At 57.8% G+C, this 18,254-nt stretch carries 23 protein-coding genes; 20 read left to right on the top strand and 3 right to left on the bottom strand.

The features are described 5' to 3' along the window. Nucleotides 1–4 precede the first annotated feature (4 nt). The 16 genes from rpsN to bfr all read left to right on the top strand — a co-directional run bounded on the left by rpsN (nt 5) and on the right by bfr (nt 9,717). Nucleotides 5–310 carry a 30S ribosomal protein S14 gene (gene rpsN / locus AC1Q6I_RS17155; protein ID WP_003176414.1) on the top strand — a complete coding sequence of 102 codons (306 nt, stop codon included), beginning with the start codon at nt 5–7 and terminating at the stop codon, nt 308–310. Between the two features lie 207 nt (nt 311–517). Continuing rightward, nucleotides 518–910 carry a 30S ribosomal protein S8 gene (gene rpsH, locus AC1Q6I_RS17150; protein WP_017848802.1) on the top strand — a complete coding sequence of 131 codons (393 nt, stop codon included), beginning with the start codon at nt 518–520 and terminating at the stop codon, nt 908–910. A gap of 12 nt (nt 911–922) precedes the next feature. Beyond that, complete coding sequence (gene rplF, locus AC1Q6I_RS17145) at nt 923–1,456, top strand: 50S ribosomal protein L6 (RefSeq protein WP_024077677.1); 534 nt, start codon at nt 923–925, stop codon at nt 1,454–1,456. Between the two features lie 10 nt (nt 1,457–1,466). Further along, nucleotides 1,467–1,817, top strand: coding sequence for a 50S ribosomal protein L18 (gene rplR, locus AC1Q6I_RS17140; protein WP_003186037.1), 351 nt, complete (start codon nt 1,467–1,469; stop codon nt 1,815–1,817). A gap of 3 nt (nt 1,818–1,820) precedes the next feature. Beyond that, on the top strand, nt 1,821–2,321 hold the full coding sequence (gene rpsE / locus AC1Q6I_RS17135; protein WP_003186035.1) for a 30S ribosomal protein S5: 501 nt from the start codon (nt 1,821–1,823) through the stop codon (nt 2,319–2,321). A gap of 2 nt (nt 2,322–2,323) precedes the next feature. After that, nucleotides 2,324–2,500, top strand: a complete 177-nt coding sequence (rpmD, locus tag AC1Q6I_RS17130; RefSeq protein ID WP_003176408.1) for a 50S ribosomal protein L30 — start codon at nt 2,324–2,326, stop codon at nt 2,498–2,500. 3 nt (nt 2,501–2,503) lie between these two features. Then, entirely contained in the window at nt 2,504–2,941 is a 438-nt protein-coding gene (rplO, locus tag AC1Q6I_RS17125; RefSeq protein ID WP_003176407.1) for a 50S ribosomal protein L15, read from the top strand. Beyond that, nucleotides 2,942–4,270 (top strand): preprotein translocase subunit SecY, encoded by a 1,329-nt coding sequence (secY, locus tag AC1Q6I_RS17120; protein ID WP_003176406.1) that lies wholly within the window; start codon nt 2,942–2,944, stop codon nt 4,268–4,270. Between the two features lie 27 nt (nt 4,271–4,297). After that, nucleotides 4,298–4,414: a 50S ribosomal protein L36 gene (rpmJ, locus tag AC1Q6I_RS17115; protein ID WP_002555468.1), complete on the top strand. Its 117-nt coding sequence runs from the start codon at nt 4,298–4,300 to the stop codon at nt 4,412–4,414. A 129-nt stretch (nt 4,415–4,543) separates the two neighbouring features. Next, nucleotides 4,544–4,900: a 30S ribosomal protein S13 gene (rpsM, locus tag AC1Q6I_RS17110; protein WP_024077676.1), complete on the top strand. Its 357-nt coding sequence runs from the start codon at nt 4,544–4,546 to the stop codon at nt 4,898–4,900. Nucleotides 4,901–4,930: 30 nt separating this feature from the next. Further along, the gene (gene rpsK, locus AC1Q6I_RS17105; RefSeq protein WP_002555466.1) at nt 4,931–5,320 is read left to right on the top strand and encodes a 30S ribosomal protein S11; all 390 of its coding nucleotides are present in this window, start codon (nt 4,931–4,933) and stop codon (nt 5,318–5,320) included. Between the two features lie 18 nt (nt 5,321–5,338). Beyond that, entirely contained in the window at nt 5,339–5,959 is a 621-nt protein-coding gene (rpsD, locus tag AC1Q6I_RS17100) for a 30S ribosomal protein S4 (protein WP_003176404.1), read from the top strand. A 22-nt stretch (nt 5,960–5,981) separates the two neighbouring features. Beyond that, nucleotides 5,982–6,983 (top strand): DNA-directed RNA polymerase subunit alpha, encoded by a 1,002-nt coding sequence (locus AC1Q6I_RS17095; protein ID WP_003176403.1) that lies wholly within the window; start codon nt 5,982–5,984, stop codon nt 6,981–6,983. Between the two features lie 41 nt (nt 6,984–7,024). Next, complete coding sequence (gene rplQ / locus AC1Q6I_RS17090; protein WP_007918448.1) at nt 7,025–7,411, top strand: 50S ribosomal protein L17; 387 nt, start codon at nt 7,025–7,027, stop codon at nt 7,409–7,411. A 237-nt stretch (nt 7,412–7,648) separates the two neighbouring features. Further along, nucleotides 7,649–9,097 carry a catalase gene (locus AC1Q6I_RS17085; protein WP_024077675.1) on the top strand — a complete coding sequence of 483 codons (1,449 nt, stop codon included), beginning with the start codon at nt 7,649–7,651 and terminating at the stop codon, nt 9,095–9,097. A gap of 155 nt (nt 9,098–9,252) precedes the next feature. Further along, nucleotides 9,253–9,717, top strand: a complete 465-nt coding sequence (gene bfr, locus AC1Q6I_RS17080; RefSeq protein ID WP_015886133.1) for a bacterioferritin — start codon at nt 9,253–9,255, stop codon at nt 9,715–9,717. 67 nt (nt 9,718–9,784) lie between these two features. Here the strand turns inward: bfr and uvrA are convergent, their stop codons facing one another. Beyond that, a complete protein-coding gene (gene uvrA, locus AC1Q6I_RS17075; protein ID WP_069077106.1) occupies nt 9,785–12,619 on the bottom strand; it encodes an excinuclease ABC subunit UvrA in 2,835 nt (944 codons plus the stop codon). Between the two features lie 178 nt (nt 12,620–12,797). Between uvrA and AC1Q6I_RS17070 the strand changes: the two genes are divergently transcribed. Both AC1Q6I_RS17070 and AC1Q6I_RS17065 read left to right on the top strand, forming a co-directional pair. After that, entirely contained in the window at nt 12,798–14,192 is a 1,395-nt protein-coding gene (locus tag AC1Q6I_RS17070) for an MFS transporter (RefSeq protein WP_024077673.1), read from the top strand. A 9-nt stretch (nt 14,193–14,201) separates the two neighbouring features. Beyond that, entirely contained in the window at nt 14,202–14,717 is a 516-nt protein-coding gene (locus AC1Q6I_RS17065) for a single-stranded DNA-binding protein (RefSeq protein ID WP_003232445.1), read from the top strand. Between the two features lie 76 nt (nt 14,718–14,793). Here AC1Q6I_RS17065 and AC1Q6I_RS17060 read toward each other — a convergent pair whose 3' ends face one another. Further along, complete coding sequence (locus AC1Q6I_RS17060; protein WP_173903815.1) at nt 14,794–15,702, bottom strand: LysR family transcriptional regulator; 909 nt, start codon at nt 15,700–15,702, stop codon at nt 14,794–14,796. Between the two features lie 117 nt (nt 15,703–15,819). Here AC1Q6I_RS17060 and tam point away from each other — a divergent pair, with 117 nt between their 5' ends. Further along, a complete protein-coding gene (gene tam, locus AC1Q6I_RS17055) occupies nt 15,820–16,581 on the top strand; it encodes a trans-aconitate 2-methyltransferase (RefSeq protein ID WP_102624516.1) in 762 nt (253 codons plus the stop codon). 23 nt (nt 16,582–16,604) lie between these two features. Here tam and AC1Q6I_RS17050 read toward each other — a convergent pair whose 3' ends face one another. Continuing rightward, complete coding sequence (locus tag AC1Q6I_RS17050; protein ID WP_102624515.1) at nt 16,605–17,168, bottom strand: cysteine hydrolase family protein; 564 nt, start codon at nt 17,166–17,168, stop codon at nt 16,605–16,607. 96 nt (nt 17,169–17,264) lie between these two features. Between AC1Q6I_RS17050 and AC1Q6I_RS17045 the strand changes: the two genes are divergently transcribed. Beyond that, entirely contained in the window at nt 17,265–18,236 is a 972-nt protein-coding gene (locus AC1Q6I_RS17045) for a GlxA family transcriptional regulator (RefSeq protein WP_041161034.1), read from the top strand. Nucleotides 18,237–18,254: the final 18 nt, after the last annotated feature.

The raw sequence follows: 18,254 nt of genomic DNA, 5'->3' as shown, positions 1-18,254 counted from the left end.
GACCATGGCCAAGATGAGCATGAAAAACCGCGAGCTGAAACGTCAGCTCACGGTTGCCAAGTACGCCAAGAAGCGTGCAGCACTGAAAGCAATCATCGTTGATCTGAACGCAAGTCCAGAAGCGCGTTGGGAAGCTACAGTTGCTCTGCAGAAGCAGCCACGTGACGCAAGCGCCTCGCGCATGCGTAACCGCTGCCGCCTGACTGGTCGTCCACACGGCGTTTACCGCAAGTTCGGCCTCGGCCGTAACAAACTGCGTGAAGCGGCAATGCGTGGCGACGTACCTGGTCTGGTTAAAGCCAGCTGGTAAGTACTTTCAAAGTCCGGGTGGTCGGGATCGCAAGATACTGACCGCCGGTACCTTGAATCTGGAACAAGCCCCTTTTGGGGCTTGTTTCATTTCCGGAGTGTGTCTAGAATACCCGGCTCGCCTGAGCCCGTGTTTTCTATGCCCGGAGATACTCAGCGACATATGTAGCCGTAAGGCTAATTTTTTTGTATTAGGAGCGTCTAGCCCATGAGTATGCAGGACCCGTTAGCGGACATGCTAACTCGTATCCGTAATGCCCAGATGGCTGAAAAGTCCGTCGTAAGCATGCCATCTTCCACGTTGAAGGTAGCTGTTGCCAAAGTCCTGAAAGACGAAGGCTACATTGCGGGTTATCAGATCAGCAGCGAAATCAAGCCACTGCTGTCCATCGAGCTGAAGTACTTCGAAGGCCGTCCGGTCATCGAGGAAGTGAAGCGCGTTAGCCGTCCAGGCCTGCGTCAGTACAAGTCCGTTGAGGATCTGCCGAAAGTTCGTGGCGGTCTTGGCGTGTCTATCGTCTCCACCAACAAAGGTGTGATGACGGATCGTGCTGCGCGCGCTGCCGGTGTCGGCGGCGAAGTTCTTTGCACTGTGTTCTAAGGGGGGATAAGCATGTCTCGCGTCGCTAAGAACCCCGTTAAGCTGCCAGCCGGTGTCGAAGTCAAATTCGCAGGCCAACAGCTTTCGGTGAAGGGTGCCAAGGGTACTCTTGAACTGAACATCCATTCGTCCGTTGAGATCGTTGAAGAAGCTGGTGAGCTGCGTTTCGCTGCTCGCAATGGCGATCAACAAACTCGCGCAATGGCCGGTACCACGCGTGCGTTGGTAAACAACATGGTCCAAGGCGTAAGCCAAGGCTTCGAGCGTAAGCTCCAGCTGGTCGGTGTTGGTTACAAAGCGCAAGCAAAAGGCTCGGTTTTGAACCTGGCCCTTGGCTTCTCGCACCCAGTGGATTACGAACTGCCGGAAGGCATCACCGCTGAGACTCCTAGCCAGACCGATATCCTGATCAAGGGCATCGATAAGCAGCTGGTAGGTCAGGTGGCCGCTGAGATCCGCGACTTCCGTCCACCAGAGCCGTACAAAGGCAAAGGTGTGCGCTACGCGGACGAAGTCGTCCGTCGTAAAGAAGCCAAGAAGAAGTAGGGCATAGCAAATGACCGACAAAAAAGTTACTCGACTGCGTCGCGCTCGCAAAGCACGCCTGAAAATGCACGAACTAGAAGTCGTGCGTCTCTGCGTGTTCCGCTCGTCGCAGCACATCTACGCCCAGGTCATCTCGGCCGACGGCAACAAAGTCCTGGCCAGCGCCTCGACTTTGGATAAAGAACTGCGTGATGGTGCCACTGGCAACATCGACGCGGCCACAAAGGTTGGCCAGCTGGTCGCTACGCGTGCTAAGGCCGCTGGCGTCTCGCAAGTGGCTTTCGACCGCTCTGGCTTCAAGTACCACGGCCGCGTTAAAGCGCTGGCTGATGCTGCTCGTGAAGCTGGGCTGGAGTTCTAAGTTATGTCAAATAACGACCAAAAGCGCGACGAAGGCTACATTGAGAAGCTGGTTCAAGTTAACCGCGTAGCCAAAACCGTTAAAGGCGGCCGTATCTTCACTTTTACCGCGTTGACCGTGGTTGGTGATGGTAAAGGGCGTGTTGGCTTCGGCCGTGGCAAGTCACGTGAAGTGCCTGCTGCGATCCAGAAGGCAATGGAAGCTGCTCGTCGCAACATGATTCAAGTTGACCTGAACGGCACCACTCTGCAGTACGCAATGAAGTCTGCTCATGGCGCTTCGAAGGTGTACATGCAGCCTGCTTCTGAAGGTACCGGTATCATCGCTGGCGGCGCTATGCGTGCTGTCCTCGAAGTTGCTGGCGTTCAGAACGTTCTGGCCAAGTGCTACGGCTCGACTAACCCGGTAAACGTGGTTCACGCCACTTTCAAAGGTTTGAAAGCTATGCAATCTCCTGAATCCATTGCCGCCAAGCGTGGCAAAAGCGTCAAGGAGATCTTCTGATCATGGCTACCGTTAAAGTAACGCTGATCAAAAGCATGACCGGCCGCATCCCTAACCACAAATTGTGCGTTAAGGGTTTGGGTCTGCGTCGCATCGGTCACACTGTAGAAGTCCAGGATACTCCCGAGAATCGCGGGATGATCAACAAGGCTTACTACATGCTGCGTGTCGAGGGTTAATCGATGAAACTCAATGATCTGAGTCCAGCGCCGGGTTCCCGTCGCGAAAAGCATCGTCCGGGCCGTGGTATCGGTAGCGGTTTGGGTAAGACTGGTGGCCGTGGCCACAAAGGTCAAACCTCCCGCTCCGGTGGCACCATTGCTCCAGGCTTTGAAGGCGGTCAACAGCCGCTGCATCGTCGCCTGCCTAAGTTCGGTTTCGTTTCCCTGAAGGCCATGGACCGCGCAGAAGTGCGTCTGTCCGAGCTGGCTAAAGTGGAAGGCGACATCGTTACTGTGCAGACCCTGAAAGATGCCAACGTGATCAACGTCAACGTACAGCGTGTGAAAATCATGCTGTCCGGTGAAGTGACTCGCGCTGTCACTATCGGCAAGGGAATCGGCGCCACCAAAGGTGCGCGTTCGGCTATCGAAGCAGCTGGCGGCAAGTTCGAGGAATAAATGGCTAAGCAAGGTGCTCTCTCAGCGCTCGGCAAAGGCGGTATGTCTGAACTTTGGGCTCGTCTGCGTTTTCTGTTCCTGGCGATTATCGTCTACCGAATAGGCGCACACATCCCGGTTCCAGGTATCAATCCGGACCGACTCGCAGACCTGTTTCGACAGAATGAGGGGACCATTCTTAGCTTGTTCAACATGTTTTCTGGCGGCGCGCTGGAACGGATGAGCATTTTTGCACTGGGGATCATGCCGTACATCTCGGCATCGATCATCATGCAACTGATGACAGCCGTCAGCCCGCAGCTGGAGCAGTTGAAGAAGGAAGGTGAAGCTGGCCGTCGCAAGATTAGCCAGTACACCCGCTACGGCACTGTCATCCTCGCCCTGGTTCAAGCTATCGGCATGTCCGTTGGCCTGGCGGGGCAGGGTGTTGCGTTCACTGGTGACTTTGGCTTCCATTTCGTCGCGGTATCCACGTTTGTGGCTGGTGCGATGTTCATGATGTGGCTGGGTGAGCAGATTACTGAGCGTGGTGTTGGCAACGGTATCTCGATGTTGATTTTCGCAGGTATCGTCGCCGGTCTTCCGAGAGCAATCGGGCAGTCTTTCGAGTCTGCACGTCAGGGTGATATCAACATTTTCGCCTTGGTTGCCATCGGTTTGCTGGCAGTAGCGATTATCGGTTTTGTGGTGTTCATTGAGCGTGGCCAGCGTCGTATTGCTGTTCACTACGCCAAGCGTCAGCAGGGCCGCAAGGTTTTTGCTGCGCAGACCAGCCACTTGCCGCTGAAAGTGAATATGGCCGGTGTTATTCCGGCAATCTTCGCGAGCAGCATCTTGCTGTTTCCGGCTTCGTTGGGTACCTGGTTTGGTCAGTCTGAAAATATGGGCTGGCTGCAGGACCTCTCTCAGTCGATCGCTCCTGGTCAGCCGTTGAATATTCTGCTGTTTAGTGCAGGGATTATTTTCTTCTGCTTCTTCTATACGGCGTTGATGTTCAATCCGAAAGACGTAGCGGAAAACCTGAAGAAGTCCGGTGCCTTTATTCCGGGCATCCGTCCAGGTGAGCAGTCTGCACGCTACATTGATGGCGTTCTGACTCGTTTGACCCTGTTCGGTGCTCTATATATGACGGCCGTCTGCTTGTTGCCCCAGTTCCTGGTGGTTGCAGCAAACGTTCCGTTCTACCTTGGCGGGACCTCGTTGCTGATCGTGGTCGTGGTTGTGATGGACTTCATGTCCCAAGTACAATCGCACCTCGTTTCGCACCAGTACGAATCCCTGATGAAGAAAGCCAACCTGAAGGGTTACGGCAGCGGCATGTTGCGCTGAGTACCCATAAGGTTCGAGGAGTTGGTGATGAAAGTTCGTGCATCGGTGAAAAAGCTGTGCCGTAACTGCAAGATTATTCGCCGCGAAGGTGTTGTTCGAGTAATTTGCAGCGCGGAACCGCGTCACAAACAGCGCCAAGGCTGAGTGTGATCCGCTTGAAGCCCGGCAGCTAGTGCGCTGCCGGGTTGATTATTTGTTATTACAGCGATATTATCTCGCGCCCTATTTCTTGGCTTCCGGGGCGTAGGTAGCTGTCAATTGGAGTCCCACTGAATGGCCCGTATTGCAGGCGTTAACATTCCAGATAACAAGCACACTGTTATCTCGCTGACCTACATCTATGGTGTTGGTCGCACTACTGCGCAGAAAATTTGCGCAGTTGCTGGGGTAAACCCAGCCGCTAAGATCAAGGATCTGAGCGACGAGCAGATTGAATTGCTGCGTGGCGAAGTGGCGAAGTTCACCACTGAAGGTGACCTGCGTCGCGAAATCAACATGAAAATCAAGCGTTTGATGGACCTCGGTTGCTATCGCGGTCTGCGTCATCGTCGTGGTCTTCCAGTACGCGGTCAGCGTACCAAGACTAACGCGCGTACCCGTAAAGGTCCGCGTAAGCCGATCCGCAAGTAATCGCCCCAGCGAATCGACAGGAAAATTATCATGGCAAAACCTGCTGCTCGTCCTCGTAAAAAAGTTAAAAAGACAGTGGTTGATGGCATCGCCCACATCCATGCATCTTTTAACAACACCATCGTGACCATCACCGACCGTCAAGGTAACGCGCTTTCTTGGGCTACCTCCGGTGGTTCGGGTTTCCGCGGTTCCCGCAAGTCCACCCCGTTTGCTGCTCAAGTAGCTGCTGAACGTGCTGGTCAAGCTGCGCTGGAATATGGCCTGAAAAACCTCGACGTTAACGTCAAAGGTCCAGGTCCAGGTCGTGAGTCTGCTGTCCGTGCTTTGAACGGCTGTGGCTATAAGATCGCCAGCATCACCGACGTGACGCCAATCCCGCACAACGGGTGCCGTCCGCCGAAGAAGCGCCGCGTGTAATCCAGGAGATTGTAAAGAATGGCTCGTTACATTGGTCCAAAATGCAAACTCGCTCGTCGCGAAGGCACCGATCTCTTCCTGAAGAGCGGCGTGCGCGCGATCGAATCGAAGTGCAACATCGAAGCAGCACCTGGTATCCACGGCCAACGCCGCGGTCGCCAGTCCGATTACGGCACCCAACTGCGTGAAAAGCAGAAGGTCCGTCGTATCTACGGCGTTCTCGAGCGTCAGTTCAGCGGCTACTACAAAGAAGCTGCTGGCAAGAAAGGTGCAACCGGTGAAAACCTGCTGCAACTGCTCGAATGCCGTCTGGACAACGTTGTATACCGTATGGGCTTTGGTTCTACTCGTGCCGAATCCCGTCAGCTGGTATCGCACAAGTCGATCAGCGTTAACGGCCAGACCGTAAACGTTCCGTCCTACCAGGTTCGTGCTGGTGACGTGGTCGCAGTTCGCGAGAAAGCAAAAAACCAACTTCGCATTGTCCAAGCTCTCGATCTGTGTGCCCAACGTGGCCGCGTAGAATGGGTAGAAGTAGACACTGAGAAGAAGTCGGGCGTTTTCAAGAACGTTCCTGCTCGCAGTGATCTGTCCGCCGACATCAACGAAAGCCTGATTGTCGAGCTCTACTCCAAGTAAGGGCTAGAAAATAGGTGCATCCATGCAGATTTCGGTAAATGAGTTCCTGACACCCCGCCATATTGATGTGCAGGTTGTCAGTCCAACCCGCGCCAAGATCACTCTCGAGCCTCTCGAGCGTGGTTTTGGCCACACCCTGGGCAACGCGCTGCGCCGCATCCTGTTGTCCTCAATGCCCGGCTGTGCAGTAGTCGAGGCCGAGATTGACGGTGTGCTCCACGAGTACAGCGCCATCGAAGGTGTACAGGAAGACGTAATTGAAATCCTGTTGAACCTTAAAGGTCTGGCTATCAAGCTGCACGGCCGTGACGAAGTTACGCTGACCTTGTCGAAGAAGGGTTCGGGGGTGGTTACCGCTGCCGATATTCAGCTGGATCATGATGTCGAGATCGTTAACCCCGATCACGTAATCGCTAACCTGGCGTCTAACGGCGCCCTGAACATGAAGCTCACTGTAGCTCGTGGTCGTGGTTATGAACCGGCCGACTCGCGTCAGAGCGATGAAGACGAAAGCCGCAGCATTGGTCGCTTGCAGCTTGACTCTTCGTTCAGCCCGGTTCGCCGTATCGCATACGTGGTGGAAAACGCCCGTGTCGAGCAGCGTACTAACCTGGACAAGCTGGTTATTGATCTGGAAACCAACGGTACTCTGGATCCTGAAGAGGCTATCCGCCGCGCTGCAACCATTCTGCAACAGCAGTTGGCTGCGTTCGTCGACCTCAAAGGTGACAGCGAACCAGTGGTAATCGAGCAGGAAGACGAGATCGATCCGATCCTGCTTCGCCCGGTTGACGATCTGGAACTGACTGTACGTTCGGCTAACTGCCTTAAGGCGGAAAACATTTACTACATCGGCGACCTGATTCAGCGTACCGAAGTAGAACTGTTGAAGACTCCGAACCTGGGCAAGAAATCCTTGACTGAAATCAAGGACGTTCTGGCCTCCCGCGGTCTGTCCCTCGGCATGCGCCTCGACAACTGGCCGCCTGCAAGTCTTAAGAAGGACGACAAGGCGACTGCCTGATCGTCGTAATCACCGAACGTGAGTTTGGTAAGGAATGAACCATGCGTCATCGTAAAAGTGGTCGTCACCTGAGCCGTACCAGCTCGCACCGCAAGGCCATGTTCCAAAACATGGCGGTGTCGCTGTTCGAGCACGAGCTGATCAAAACTACACTGCCGAAAGCTAAAGAACTGCGTCGCGTTGCTGAGCCGCTGATCACTTTGGCTAAGACAGACAGCCTGGCTAACCGCCGTCTGGCTTTCGACCGTACTCGTTCGAAAGCTATCGTTGGTAAGCTCTTCAACGACCTGGGCAAGCGTTATGCTACCCGTGAGGGTGGCTACCTGCGCATCCTCAAGTGCGGTTTCCGCACTGGCGACAACGCGCCTATGGCGTACGTCGAGTTGGTTGATCGTGCTACTGCCGGCGAAGCTGTAAGCGCCGAGTAAGACGACAGTCTGTAACGAAGAACCGGGCCTAGTGCCCGGTTTTTTGTGCGCGCGACAAAAGCGCGATATGTACAAGTTTCCTGCTGTGGCGTTGGGCACTATGGGGCTTGGATTGTTGGTAGAAATTTTCTATTGAGGCTCACAATTTAATGAATTTGTAGCCGTCATGTTGATGATTAATACTTCCTCCAAGCCGATTAGCCTGTAGTTCCAAGTCCGACCAGAGGAAAACTGAACATGAGCCAGAACAAAATCCTTACCACCGCCAGCGGTGCACCCGTTGCGGACAACCAGAATTCCCGTTCCGCCGGCCCACGAGGCCCGTTGCTGCTCGACGACTTTCACCTGATCGAGAAGCTCGCCCACTTCAACCGCGAAAATATTCCAGAGCGTCGTGTGCACGCCAAGGGTTCGGGCGCCTACGGTACCTTCACGGTCACCCGAGACATCACTCAATACACCAGTGCCAAGCTGTTCGAGGCAGTGGGCAAGCAAACCCCGACGTTCCTGCGGTTCTCCACGGTAGGTGGTGAGCGTGGTTCGGCTGACACTGAACGTGATCCACGTGGTTTCGCCTTGAAGTTCTACACCGAAGAAGGCAACTGGGACATCGTCGGTAACAACACCCCGGTGTTCTTCATCCGCGATCCGTTGAAATTCCCTGACTTCATTCACACCCAAAAGCGCCTGCCGCAAAGCAACTTGAAGAGCGCGCAGATGATGTGGGACTTCTGGTCGCACTCTCCAGAGGCGCTGCATCAGGTCACTATCCTGTTTTCGGACCGGGGCATTCCTGATGGCTACCGTCACATGCATGGCTTCGGCAGTCACACCTACAGCCTGATTAATGCCAAGGGTGAGCGTCACTGGGTCAAGTGGCACTACAAAACCAAGCAGGGCATCAAGAACCTGGCGCCGGCAGAAGCAGCGCGGCTGGCAGGTACCGATCCTGATTATGCACAGCGTGATCTGTTCGGTGCGATCGAGCGCGGTGACTTCCCGAAATGGCGTGTGTGCATTCAGATCATGACCGAGGCCCAGGCCAACGCTCATTACGAGAACCCTTTTGACGTGACCAAGACCTGGTCGCAGAAGGAATTCCCATTGATCGAAGTCGGTGAATTGGAGCTCAACCGCAACCCGCAGAACTACTTCGCCGAAGTAGAACAAGCAGCGTTCGGTCCAAGCAACATGGTGCCAGGTGTTGGTCTGTCGCCAGACCGTATGCTTCAGGGACGTGTCTTCGCTTATGCAGATGCTCACCGCTACCGCGTCGGTACCAATCATCAGCAACTGCCGGTAAACGCCCCACGTAGCCCGGTGAACAGCTATCAGCGTGATGGTTCGATGGCATTCGGCAGTAATGGTGGCGCGGCTCCTAACTACGAGCCGAACAGCTACGTTGACGCACCGAAGCAAGCACCACAATACGCTGAGCCTGCCTTGGCCCTGAGCGGTGCGGCGGATCGTTACGATCACCGCGAAGACACCGACTATTACAGCCACGCCGGCGCGTTGTTCCGCCTGATGAATGATGAGCAGAAAGCGTTGCTCACCAGCAACATCGCCGGAGCCATGGCCGGTGTTTCCAGCGATGTCGTCCAGCGCCAATTGCAGCACTTTTTCAAGGCTGATCCTGCTTATGGAGAAGCAATCGCAAAGGCGCTCGGTGTATCGCTTAACTGACTCTAAACGATAAGCAGAACCGCCCTCATTTGGGCGGTTTTTGCGTTAATTCGACCACTTTTCTCAGTAAATCTGCACTTTTCTGCTGTTGATCCCGTGACCTGGGAGTCATCATGGTTCAAACTACAGACTTTCAAGCAGGGAGATGTAGGGCGATGCAAGGTCACCCCGACGTAATCGATTACCTCAACACGTTGCTGACGGGCGAACTGGCTGCTCGTGACCAATATTTCATCCATTCGCGCATGTATGAAGACTGGGGCTTTACCGAGCTCTATGAGCGTATCAATCACGAAATGGAAGAAGAGGCACAGCACGCCGACGCACTGATGCGCCGTATCCTGATGCTCGAAGGCACGCCACGTATGCGTCCCGATGACCTTGATGTGGGCACCACGGTGCCTGACATGCTCGCTGCCGACCTGCGCCTCGAGTACAAGGTGCGTGCCGCGCTCTGCAAGGGCATCGAGCTCTGCGAGCAGCACAACGACTATGTCACCCGGGAAATCCTGCGGGTGCAGCTGAATGACACCGAAGAAGATCACACCTATTGGCTGGAAAAGCAGTTGGGCCTGATCAAGTTGGTTGGCTTGGAGAATTACCTGCAATCGCAGTTCTGATTCCCGGCTACAAAAAAGCCCCCGTCACTGCTGAAGTGACGGGGGCTTTTTTATCGGGCTTGATAAATCAGGCCCGGTCGCGCGCCAGCAAGGGCTTGAGATAGTAACCCGTGTGGGACTGTGGCATTTCGGAGACCTGCTCCGGCGTGCCCACCGCAATGATCTGGCCACCCTTGGAACCGCCTTCCGGGCCGAGGTCAACCAGCCAGTCGGCCGTCTTGATCACATCCAGATTGTGCTCGATCACCACCACGGTGTTGCCGTGGTCGCGCAGGCGATGCAAGACATCCAGCAACTGTTGAATATCCGCGAAATGCAGGCCGGTAGTTGGCTCATCCAGGATATACAAGGTCTTGCCGGTATCGCGCTTGGACAGCTCGCGAGACAGCTTCACCCGTTGCGCTTCACCACCGGATAGAGTGGTAGCGGACTGCCCAAGTTTGATATAGGACAAGCCCACATCCATCAGCGTTTGCAGCTTGCGCGCCAGCGCCGGGACCGCATCGAAGAACACCCGCGCTTCCTCGATAGTCATTTCCAGGGTTTCGTGGATGCTCTTGCCCTTGTACTTGATCTCCAGGGTTTCGCGGTTGTAGCGCTTGCTCTTGCACACATCGCACGGCACATAGATGTCTGGCAGGAAGTGCATCTCCACCTTGATCAAGCCATCACCCTGGCATGCTTCGCAGCGCCCGCCTTTGACGTTGAACGAGAACCGGCCGGGCCCGTAGCCCCGCGAGCGAGATTCCGGAACGCCAGCGAACAGTTCGCGAATCGGCGTGAACAGCCCTGTGTAGGTTGCCGGATTGGAGCGTGGTGTGCGGCCAATCGGGCTCTGGTCGATATCGACCACTTTGTCCAGGTGCTCCAGGCCCTTGATGCTGTCGTGTGCCGCCGCTTCCAGGGTGGTCGCGCCGTTCAGGGCGGTGGCACTCAGTGGGAACAGGGTGTTGTTGATCAGCGTGGATTTGCCTGAGCCGGAAACACCGGTTACGCACGTCAGCAAGCCCAGGGGAATTTCCAGGTCGACATTGCGCAAGTTGTTGCCCCGCGCGCCCTTGAGGTGCAATGCCATCTTCTTGTTACGTGGCGTACGCTTGGCTGGCACTTCAATCTTCACTCGGCCAGACAGGTACTTGCCGGTCAACGAGTCAGGGTGAGCCATGACTTCGGCGGGCGTGCCCTCGGCGACGATATGACCGCCATGCACGCCAGCCCCAGGGCCGATATCGACTACGTAGTCCGCCAGGCGGATAGCGTCTTCATCATGCTCGACCACAATCACCGTGTTGCCGATATCCCGAAGGTGCTTCAAGGTGCCCAGGAGACGATCATTGTCGCGCTGGTGCAGACCGATCGACGGCTCATCGAGGATGTACAGCACACCCACCAGGCCGGCGCCAATCTGGCTGGCCAGGCGAATCCGCTGGGCTTCGCCGCCTGATAGCGTATCGGCGCTGCGATCCAGCGACAGGTAGTCCAAGCCAACGTTGACCAGGAACTGCAGGCGCTCGCGGATTTCCTTGAGGATCTTGTCGGCAATTTCCCCACGGCGCCCGGTCAGCTTGAGTGCACCGAAGTACTCGCATGCATCGCCGATTGGCAGGTTGGTGACTGCCGGCAGCGTCTTCTCGCCAACCCACACATGCCGCGCCTCACGGCGCAGGCGAGTGCCGCGGCAATCCGGGCAGGGTTGAGTGCTGAGGAACTTCGCCAGTTCTTCGCGCACGCTCGCCGATTCAGTCTCGCGGTAGCGCCGCTCCAGGTTCGGCACGATGCCTTCGAACGGGTGGGAGCGCTTGACGATATCGCCACGGTCGTTCAGGTATTTGAAATCGACGTTCTGCGAGCCACTGCCATTGAGGATGACTTTCTGCTGTTCTGCCGACAGTTGATTGAATGGCACTTCAAGGCTGAACTTGTAGTGGGACGCCAGCGACCCCAGCATCTGGAAGTAGTAGACGTTACGCCTGTCCCAGCCGCGTATCGCGCCCTCCGCCAATGTCAGCTCCCCGTTAACCAGGCGCTTGATGTCGAAGAATTGCTTCACGCCCAGGCCATCGCAGGTCGGGCAGGCGCCGGCCGGGTTGTTGAAGGAGAACAGCTTGGGTTCCAGCTCGCTGATGGCATGGCCACAGATCGGGCAGGCAAAGCGCGCGGAGAAGATGATCTCTTCGCCCGGCTCGTCATCCATCGGCGCCACCAGGGCTATACCGTCTGCCAGCTTCAACGCAGTCTCGAACGATTCTGCCAGACGCTGCTGCAGGTCGGCCCGCACTTTGAAGCGGTCGACCACCACATCGATCGAGTGCTTCTTCTGCTTGTCGAGCTTCGGCGCTTCGTCCAGTTCGTAGAGCTTGCCGTTGATGCGTGCGCGCACAAAGCCCTGCGCACGCAGCTCTTCGAATACGGAAAGGTGTTCACCCTTGCGTTCGCGAATCACCGGCGCCAGCAGCATCAGCTTGGCGCCTTCCGGTTGGGCCAGCACCAGGTCGACCATCTGGCTGACGGTCTGGGCTTCCAGTGGAATGTCGTGGTCCGGGCAACGGGGAATGCCCACTCGCGCGTACAGCAGGCGCAGGTAGTCGTAGATTTCGGTGATGGTGCCCACGGTGGAGCGCGGGTTGTGGGACGTCGACTTCTGTTCGATGGAAATCGCCGGCGACAGGCCTTCAATGGTGTCGACGTCGGGTTTTTCCATCATCGACAGGAACTGGCGGGCATAGGCCGACAGCGATTCCACATAGCGACGCTGACCTTCGGCATACAGCGTGTCGAACGCCAGGGAAGATTTGCCGGAGCCGGACAAGCCGGTGATGACGATCAATTTGTCCCGGGGCAGGGTCAGGTCGATGTTCTTCAGGTTGTGGGTTCTAGCCCCACGAATCAGGATCTTGTCCAAGATGGCCTCGCACGGCGGGCGTAAATAATGCAGGAGTATACGGCTAAAGACTGGATGAATATACACTGTCAAAGTGCCGGGTGCAGCCTTACATGAAAGCTGCGCGGCAAAGCGCCGCATATACCCTCTCAATCGATGGGACTGGTAGAATCGCCGCCGGTTCACACGAGGTTTTTCCATGCACGATCCCCACAGCGAACGCATGAGTAGCGGCGAGACCCGAGCAGCAAGCGGTCTGGCCCTGGTGTTCGCCTTCCGTATGCTTGGCATGTTTATGGTGTTGCCAGTGCTGGCGACCTATGGAATGGATCTCGCAGGAGCGACCCCCGCCTTGATCGGCCTGGCCATTGGCGCCTATGGCCTGACCCAGGCGATTTTCCAGATTCCATTCGGCATCATTTCCGACCGTATTGGCCGCCGCCCTGTGATTTACCTGGGGCTGATCGTGTTCGCTCTCGGCAGCGTGCTCGCGGCCCAGTCGGATTCGATCTGGGGCGTGATCGCCGGACGTATCCTGCAGGGGGCCGGGGCAATTTCCGCAGCGGTCATGGCCTTGCTGTCCGACCTCACCCGCGAGCAACACCGCACCAAGGCCATGGCCATGATCGGCATGACCATCGGTCTGTCGTTCGCCGTGGCGATGGTGGTCGGCCCGTTGCTGACGCGCGCCTTTGGCTTGCATGGCTTGTTCCTGGCCACCGGCGGCATGGCGTTGTTCGGGATCGTGATCGTGGCCTTCATGGTGCCGCGCTCCACCGGCACGTTGCAGCACCGTGAGTCGGGCGTCGCCCGCAAGGCCCTGTTGCCGACACTCAAGCATCCGGATTTGCTGCGCCTGGATTTAGGTATCTTCGTATTACACGCAATGCTGATGTGCAGTTTCGTCGCCTTGCCCCTGGCCCTGGTGCAAAAAGCCGGGTTGCCCAAGGAGCAGCACTGGTGGGTCTACCTGACTGCCCTCCTGATTTCGTTCTTCGCCATGATCCCCTTCATCATCTACGGCGAGAAGAAACGCAAAATGAAACGAGTTTTACTCGGCGCCGTCGCGACGCTGATGCTCACTGAGCTATTCTTCTGGCAGTTCGGCGACAGCCTGCGGGCACTGGTAATCGGTACGGTGGTGTTCTTCACCGCATTCAACCTGCTGGAGGCCTCGTTGCCTTCGCTGATCAGTAAAGTTTCACCGGCCGGTGGCAAGGGCACGGCAATGGGGGTGTACTCCACCAGCCAGTTCCTTGGTTCTGCACTGGGCGGCATCATGGGTGGCTGGATGTTCCAGCACGGCGGTTTGTCGGTTGTGTTCCTGGGATGTGCCGGGCTGGCTGCACTTTGGCTGGCCTTTGCTGTTACCATGCGCGAACCTCCCTACGTCACAAGTCTGCGTTTGCCGCTATCGCCCGAGGCGATCCGTGAAAGCGGTCTGGTAGAGCGCCTCAAGGCCGTCGTTGGGGTAACCGATGCAGTCGTGGTTGCTGAAGAAGCAGCCATTTACATCAAATTGGACACCGAATTATTGGATCGCGCGACGCTCGAGCAACTGGTCAACCCAGTGCCGACAGCGCGCCCAGCTTAGGAGAACGTTATGGCCCGTGGGGTTAACAAAGTCATATTGGTCGGTACATGCGGCCAGGATCCCGAAGTTCGCTACTTGCCTAACGGTAACGCCGTGACCAACCTGAGTCTGGCGACCAGCGAACAGTGGACCGACAAGCAGACCGGCCAGAAGGTCGAGAAAACCGAATGGCACCGCGTGTCGATGTTCGGCAAGGTGGCAGAGATCGCCGGTGAGTACCTGCGCAAAGGCTCGCAGGTCTACATCGAAGGCAAGCTGCAAACCCGCGAGTGGGAAAAAGACGGTATCAAGCGTTACACCACTGAAATCGTGGTCGACATGCAAGGCACCATGCAACTGCTGGGCGGCCGTCCACAGGGCGACCAACAGGGCCAGGGCGGCATGTCCAACTCGGCACCGCGCCCACAGCAGTCCCGTCCGCAGCCAAGCCAGCAGCCACAACGTGAGTCGCGCCCAGCGCCACAACAGGCCGCTCCGCAACCGGCTCCGGATTTCGACAGTTTTGATGACGATATCCCGTTCTAAGGTCGCAGACCCGCAACGAGCGATACTCAAGAACCCCCCGCTGGCGCAGGCCGCGGGGGTTTTTTATGGCTACTGATCAGGCGTCTGTTGCCGCCGTGGTCAGCACCATGTCCTTGAACCGCCGCAATACGGCCGAGTCATCACCGGCTCGCGTCGCCAGGTGGAGCGGCGCCACCAGGTTCTGGCAATCCGTCAGTGGTCGATAGACGATGCCGTCTCCACGCAGCCGTTGCATCGACGCCGGCACGATGGATACGCCAAGGCCCGCTGCCACCAGGCTCAAGGTTGCTGTCATGCGCGGCGCTTCCTGCACCACTTGCGGGCTGAACCCCGCTTCACGGCAGGCCACCAGGATTGCGTCATACAAACCCAACCCCACGCGCCGTCGATAGAGTACGAATGACTCAGTAGCCAGTGCCGCCAAAGGCAGGGGGGAGGCGGCGTCGAGTGCCAGGGGATGATCGGTGGGCAGTGCCAACAACATGGGCTCCACGAGGATCGGTTGGTCCTGCAGCGATTGAATCCCGCTGAGCGGTGAGCGGATAAAGGCTGCGTCGAGTTTTTCATGCACCAGCGCATCCAGCAGTTCGCCGGTACCTGCTTCCTCCAGCACCACCGAGACGCCCACGAAGGTTTCGCGAAACAGCCGCAGCACACTGGGCACGAATGGGTGCAGGGCGGCCGAACTGGTAAACCCGATGGCCAGCCGTCCGCGCTCACCTCGGGCAGCGCGACGCACGACCTCCGCCACACCGTCTACACGTGCCAAGACCTCGCGCGCTTCCTCCAGCAACGCCAGCCCGGCAGGGGTTGGGCGCACGCCACGGGGCAGGCGTTCCATCAGCACAACGCCCAGCTCGGCCTCAAGGCTTTGCAGCAGTCGCGTCAGCGGTGGCTGCTGCATCCCCAAACGTTCCGCCGCGCGGGTGATATAGCCTTCTTCGGCAATGGCGACAAAGGCTCTGAGTTGGCGCAACTCCAACATAGGGATACTTTCCAGGTATGGGAGGTCGTCAATCCTGGCATTTGTTCTCATGGCTCACAAGATTTAGGCTGTCTTCACCCTTTAAAAAGCCGCCTCTAAAAAAGAAGGAAAGCCGCGATGACCTGGTCTGCCAAGCAATACACGATGTTTGAACAACAGCGCACTCGCCCGGTTCGTGACTTGGTCGCGGCCATTCCCAATACCGAGGTGCGCACCGCTGTCGACTTGGGCTGTGGCCCTGGCAACTCCACTGAAGTGCTGGCTGGGCGTTTCCCACAAGCGCAGGTCACCGGCATGGACAGCTCCGATGACATGCTGGTCGACGCCCGTAAACGCCTGCCGGGGCTGAACTTCGAACGGGCGGATATCGGTGCCTGGAGCCCCGAGCATGCCTTCGACGTCATCCTGGCCAACGCCTCCCTGCAATGGCTGCCCGATCACGCCACGCTCTACCCGCACCTGGTCAACCAACTGACGCCCGGTGGCACGCTGGCGGTGCAAACCCCGGACAACCTTGATGAGCCTGCCCACCGGCTGGCACGAGAGGTAGCGGCAGACGGCCCATGGTCCGCGAAGATCGGTGCGGTCAAACACCATGAGCGGCACACCGCGAGCTACTACTACGAGCTACTCAGCCAGCACTGCAGCGTCGTCGACGTGTGGCGCACCACCTACCTGCATCCGTTGGCGGATCATGCGGCGGTGGTGGAGTGGTTTAAAGGTTCTGCATTGCGGCCATTTCTTGCGCCGTTGAGCGATGGGGAAAAGGCCGCATTCCTACGGGAATACCAGGCACGGATTACGCAGGCTTACCCAGCCCTGGGCGATGGCACCGTGCTGCTGCCGTTTCCGCGCCTGTTCGTCATCGCCACGCGCTGAAGCCAGCAGCATACGGGTGGCGGTCACGCGGCCGCCGTTTGTGTCTTGAGGTATTCATCCGCCGACACCACGCCTGCATAGCCGAATGCCAGCGATGCCATATAAGCGTCATGCACCTGCGCCGCCGGGATGACTTTGCCATTGAATTCCAGGTCGCGGGTGGCGCAGGCGTCATGGATCAGCGTGACCTTGTAGCCCAGGTCCGCCGCCGCTCGCACCACCGCATCGATGCACATGTGGCTCATGCTGCCGACCACCACCAGTTCGGTAATGCTGCGTTGTTCCAACAGCTCACGCAGGTTGGTTTCACGGAACGCATTCACGAAATGCTTCAGTACCACTGGCTCATTGCCCTCGTTCAACACCTTGGGGTGCAAGTGCGCCCCCTCGGAGTTCGGTGTAAAGAAGGGAGCATCCTGCGAGGTGAACTCATGGCGCACATGTATCACCGCATCCCCCACCTGGCGAAAGGCCTGGAGCACCTGTGCAGCCTTGTCCGCCGCGGCTTCCACGCCGCTGAGCGGCCACTTGCCCTGGGGGAAGTAGTCGTTCTGGATATCGATTAGGATGAGTGCTTGCTTGGCCATGGGTGTTGCCTCGTGATGGGTTGATGGGGCCAGTATCTTAGCTGGCGCCGCTGCCGAGGATTGGCTGCACCGACAATAACAGGGGGAAAACTGACAATGGCCGTGGAACGCTCGATCGTCGAGCTGGGTGTATTGATCTATCAAGGGGCGCAATTGGCTGCGGTGCATGGCTTGACCGACCTGTTCGGTGTGGCCAACCGGATCGCCGCCGAGCATCAATCCGCGCAACTGCCGCTGCTGCGGGTCAGCCACTGGCAGGTGGATGCCCAGGGTACCCCCGCGCGGGTATTCGACAGCCACCCCGGCCCTGACCTGCCGCTGATGGCCGTGCTGGTGCCGCCCTCGATTGGCGAGTTCACCGACGAGCAAGCGCCGCCCGCGTTGCTGGCGTGGATTCGCCAGCAACACGCGGCGGGCACGGTTCTCGGTGGCGTGTGCATTGGTTCGATCATGCTGGCGCGTAGTGGCCTGCTGGACGGGCGCAGCGCCACCACGCATTGGTCCTCCGCCACATCCTTCGCCGCTCGTTACCCAGCCGTACGCCTGGAAGCGGATAAACCGATTGTCGATGATGGCGACCTGATCACGACCGCCGGGCTGATGGCCTGGTCCGAACTGGGCCTGCGCCTGGTTGACCGCACCATGGGCCCGAGCATTGCGGCCCAGACCGCCCGGTTCCTGGTGATCGCGCACAGTGACAGCGCCAGCCACTGCGGCAGCAACTTTGCGCCGATCCTCGGGCACGGCGACAGCGCGATCCTCAAGGTGCAGCACTGGTTGCAGGCCAGTGGTGCGGTGGATGTCAGCGTGGCGGCAATGGCCCAGGAGGCGGGTCTGGAAGAGCGTACATTCCTGCGGCGCTTTCGCGGCGCAACAGGGTTGAAGCCCACCGAATACTGCCAGCACTTGAGGGTCGGCAAGGCTCGGCAGATGCTGGAGTTCACCAACGGCACCATCGACCATATCGCCTGGACCGTGGGTTATCAGGACCCCAGTGCCTTTCGCGCCACCTTCAAGAAAATCACCGGCCTGGCCCCCAGTGATTACCGCAGCCGGTTTGGGGTGTGAATCGTGCAGAACACCGCG

The organism is Pseudomonas sp. MPR-R2A5, assembly GCF_058793055.1.
Note: the sequence above shows the minus strand (reverse complement) of the source record. Positions and strands in the feature narration are given on the sequence as shown.

Excerpts from the sequence above, each read along its gene's own strand:
- rplF (WP_024077677.1), top strand. The coding sequence starts at position 923 with ATGTCTCGCGTCGCTAAGAACCCCGTTAAGCTGCCAGCCGGTGTCGAA.
- rpsD (WP_003176404.1), top strand. The coding sequence starts at position 5,339 with ATGGCTCGTTACATTGGTCCAAAATGCAAACTCGCTCGTCGCGAAGGC.
- rpsM (WP_024077676.1), top strand. The coding sequence starts at position 4,544 with ATGGCCCGTATTGCAGGCGTTAACATTCCAGATAACAAGCACACTGTT.
- AC1Q6I_RS17060 (WP_173903815.1), bottom strand. The coding sequence starts at position 15,702 with ATGTTGGAGTTGCGCCAACTCAGAGCCTTTGTCGCCATTGCCGAAGAA.
- rpsK (WP_002555466.1), top strand. The coding sequence starts at position 4,931 with ATGGCAAAACCTGCTGCTCGTCCTCGTAAAAAAGTTAAAAAGACAGTG.
- AC1Q6I_RS17045 (WP_041161034.1), top strand. The coding sequence starts at position 17,265 with ATGGCCGTGGAACGCTCGATCGTCGAGCTGGGTGTATTGATCTATCAA.
- AC1Q6I_RS17065 (WP_003232445.1), top strand. The coding sequence starts at position 14,202 with ATGGCCCGTGGGGTTAACAAAGTCATATTGGTCGGTACATGCGGCCAG.
- tam (WP_102624516.1), top strand. The coding sequence starts at position 15,820 with ATGACCTGGTCTGCCAAGCAATACACGATGTTTGAACAACAGCGCACT.
- rplQ (WP_007918448.1), top strand. The coding sequence starts at position 7,025 with ATGCGTCATCGTAAAAGTGGTCGTCACCTGAGCCGTACCAGCTCGCAC.
- AC1Q6I_RS17085 (WP_024077675.1), top strand. The coding sequence starts at position 7,649 with ATGAGCCAGAACAAAATCCTTACCACCGCCAGCGGTGCACCCGTTGCG.
- rplO (WP_003176407.1), top strand. The coding sequence starts at position 2,504 with ATGAAACTCAATGATCTGAGTCCAGCGCCGGGTTCCCGTCGCGAAAAG.
- secY (WP_003176406.1), top strand. The coding sequence starts at position 2,942 with ATGGCTAAGCAAGGTGCTCTCTCAGCGCTCGGCAAAGGCGGTATGTCT.
- AC1Q6I_RS17050 (WP_102624515.1), bottom strand. The coding sequence starts at position 17,168 with ATGGCCAAGCAAGCACTCATCCTAATCGATATCCAGAACGACTACTTC.
- bfr (WP_015886133.1), top strand. The coding sequence starts at position 9,253 with ATGCAAGGTCACCCCGACGTAATCGATTACCTCAACACGTTGCTGACG.
- rpsE (WP_003186035.1), top strand. The coding sequence starts at position 1,821 with ATGTCAAATAACGACCAAAAGCGCGACGAAGGCTACATTGAGAAGCTG.
- AC1Q6I_RS17070 (WP_024077673.1), top strand. The coding sequence starts at position 12,798 with ATGCACGATCCCCACAGCGAACGCATGAGTAGCGGCGAGACCCGAGCA.
- AC1Q6I_RS17095 (WP_003176403.1), top strand. The coding sequence starts at position 5,982 with ATGCAGATTTCGGTAAATGAGTTCCTGACACCCCGCCATATTGATGTG.
- rpmD (WP_003176408.1), top strand. The coding sequence starts at position 2,324 with ATGGCTACCGTTAAAGTAACGCTGATCAAAAGCATGACCGGCCGCATC.
- rpsN (WP_003176414.1), top strand. The coding sequence starts at position 5 with ATGGCCAAGATGAGCATGAAAAACCGCGAGCTGAAACGTCAGCTCACG.
- rplR (WP_003186037.1), top strand. The coding sequence starts at position 1,467 with ATGACCGACAAAAAAGTTACTCGACTGCGTCGCGCTCGCAAAGCACGC.
- rpmJ (WP_002555468.1), top strand. The coding sequence starts at position 4,298 with ATGAAAGTTCGTGCATCGGTGAAAAAGCTGTGCCGTAACTGCAAGATT.
- rpsH (WP_017848802.1), top strand. The coding sequence starts at position 518 with ATGAGTATGCAGGACCCGTTAGCGGACATGCTAACTCGTATCCGTAAT.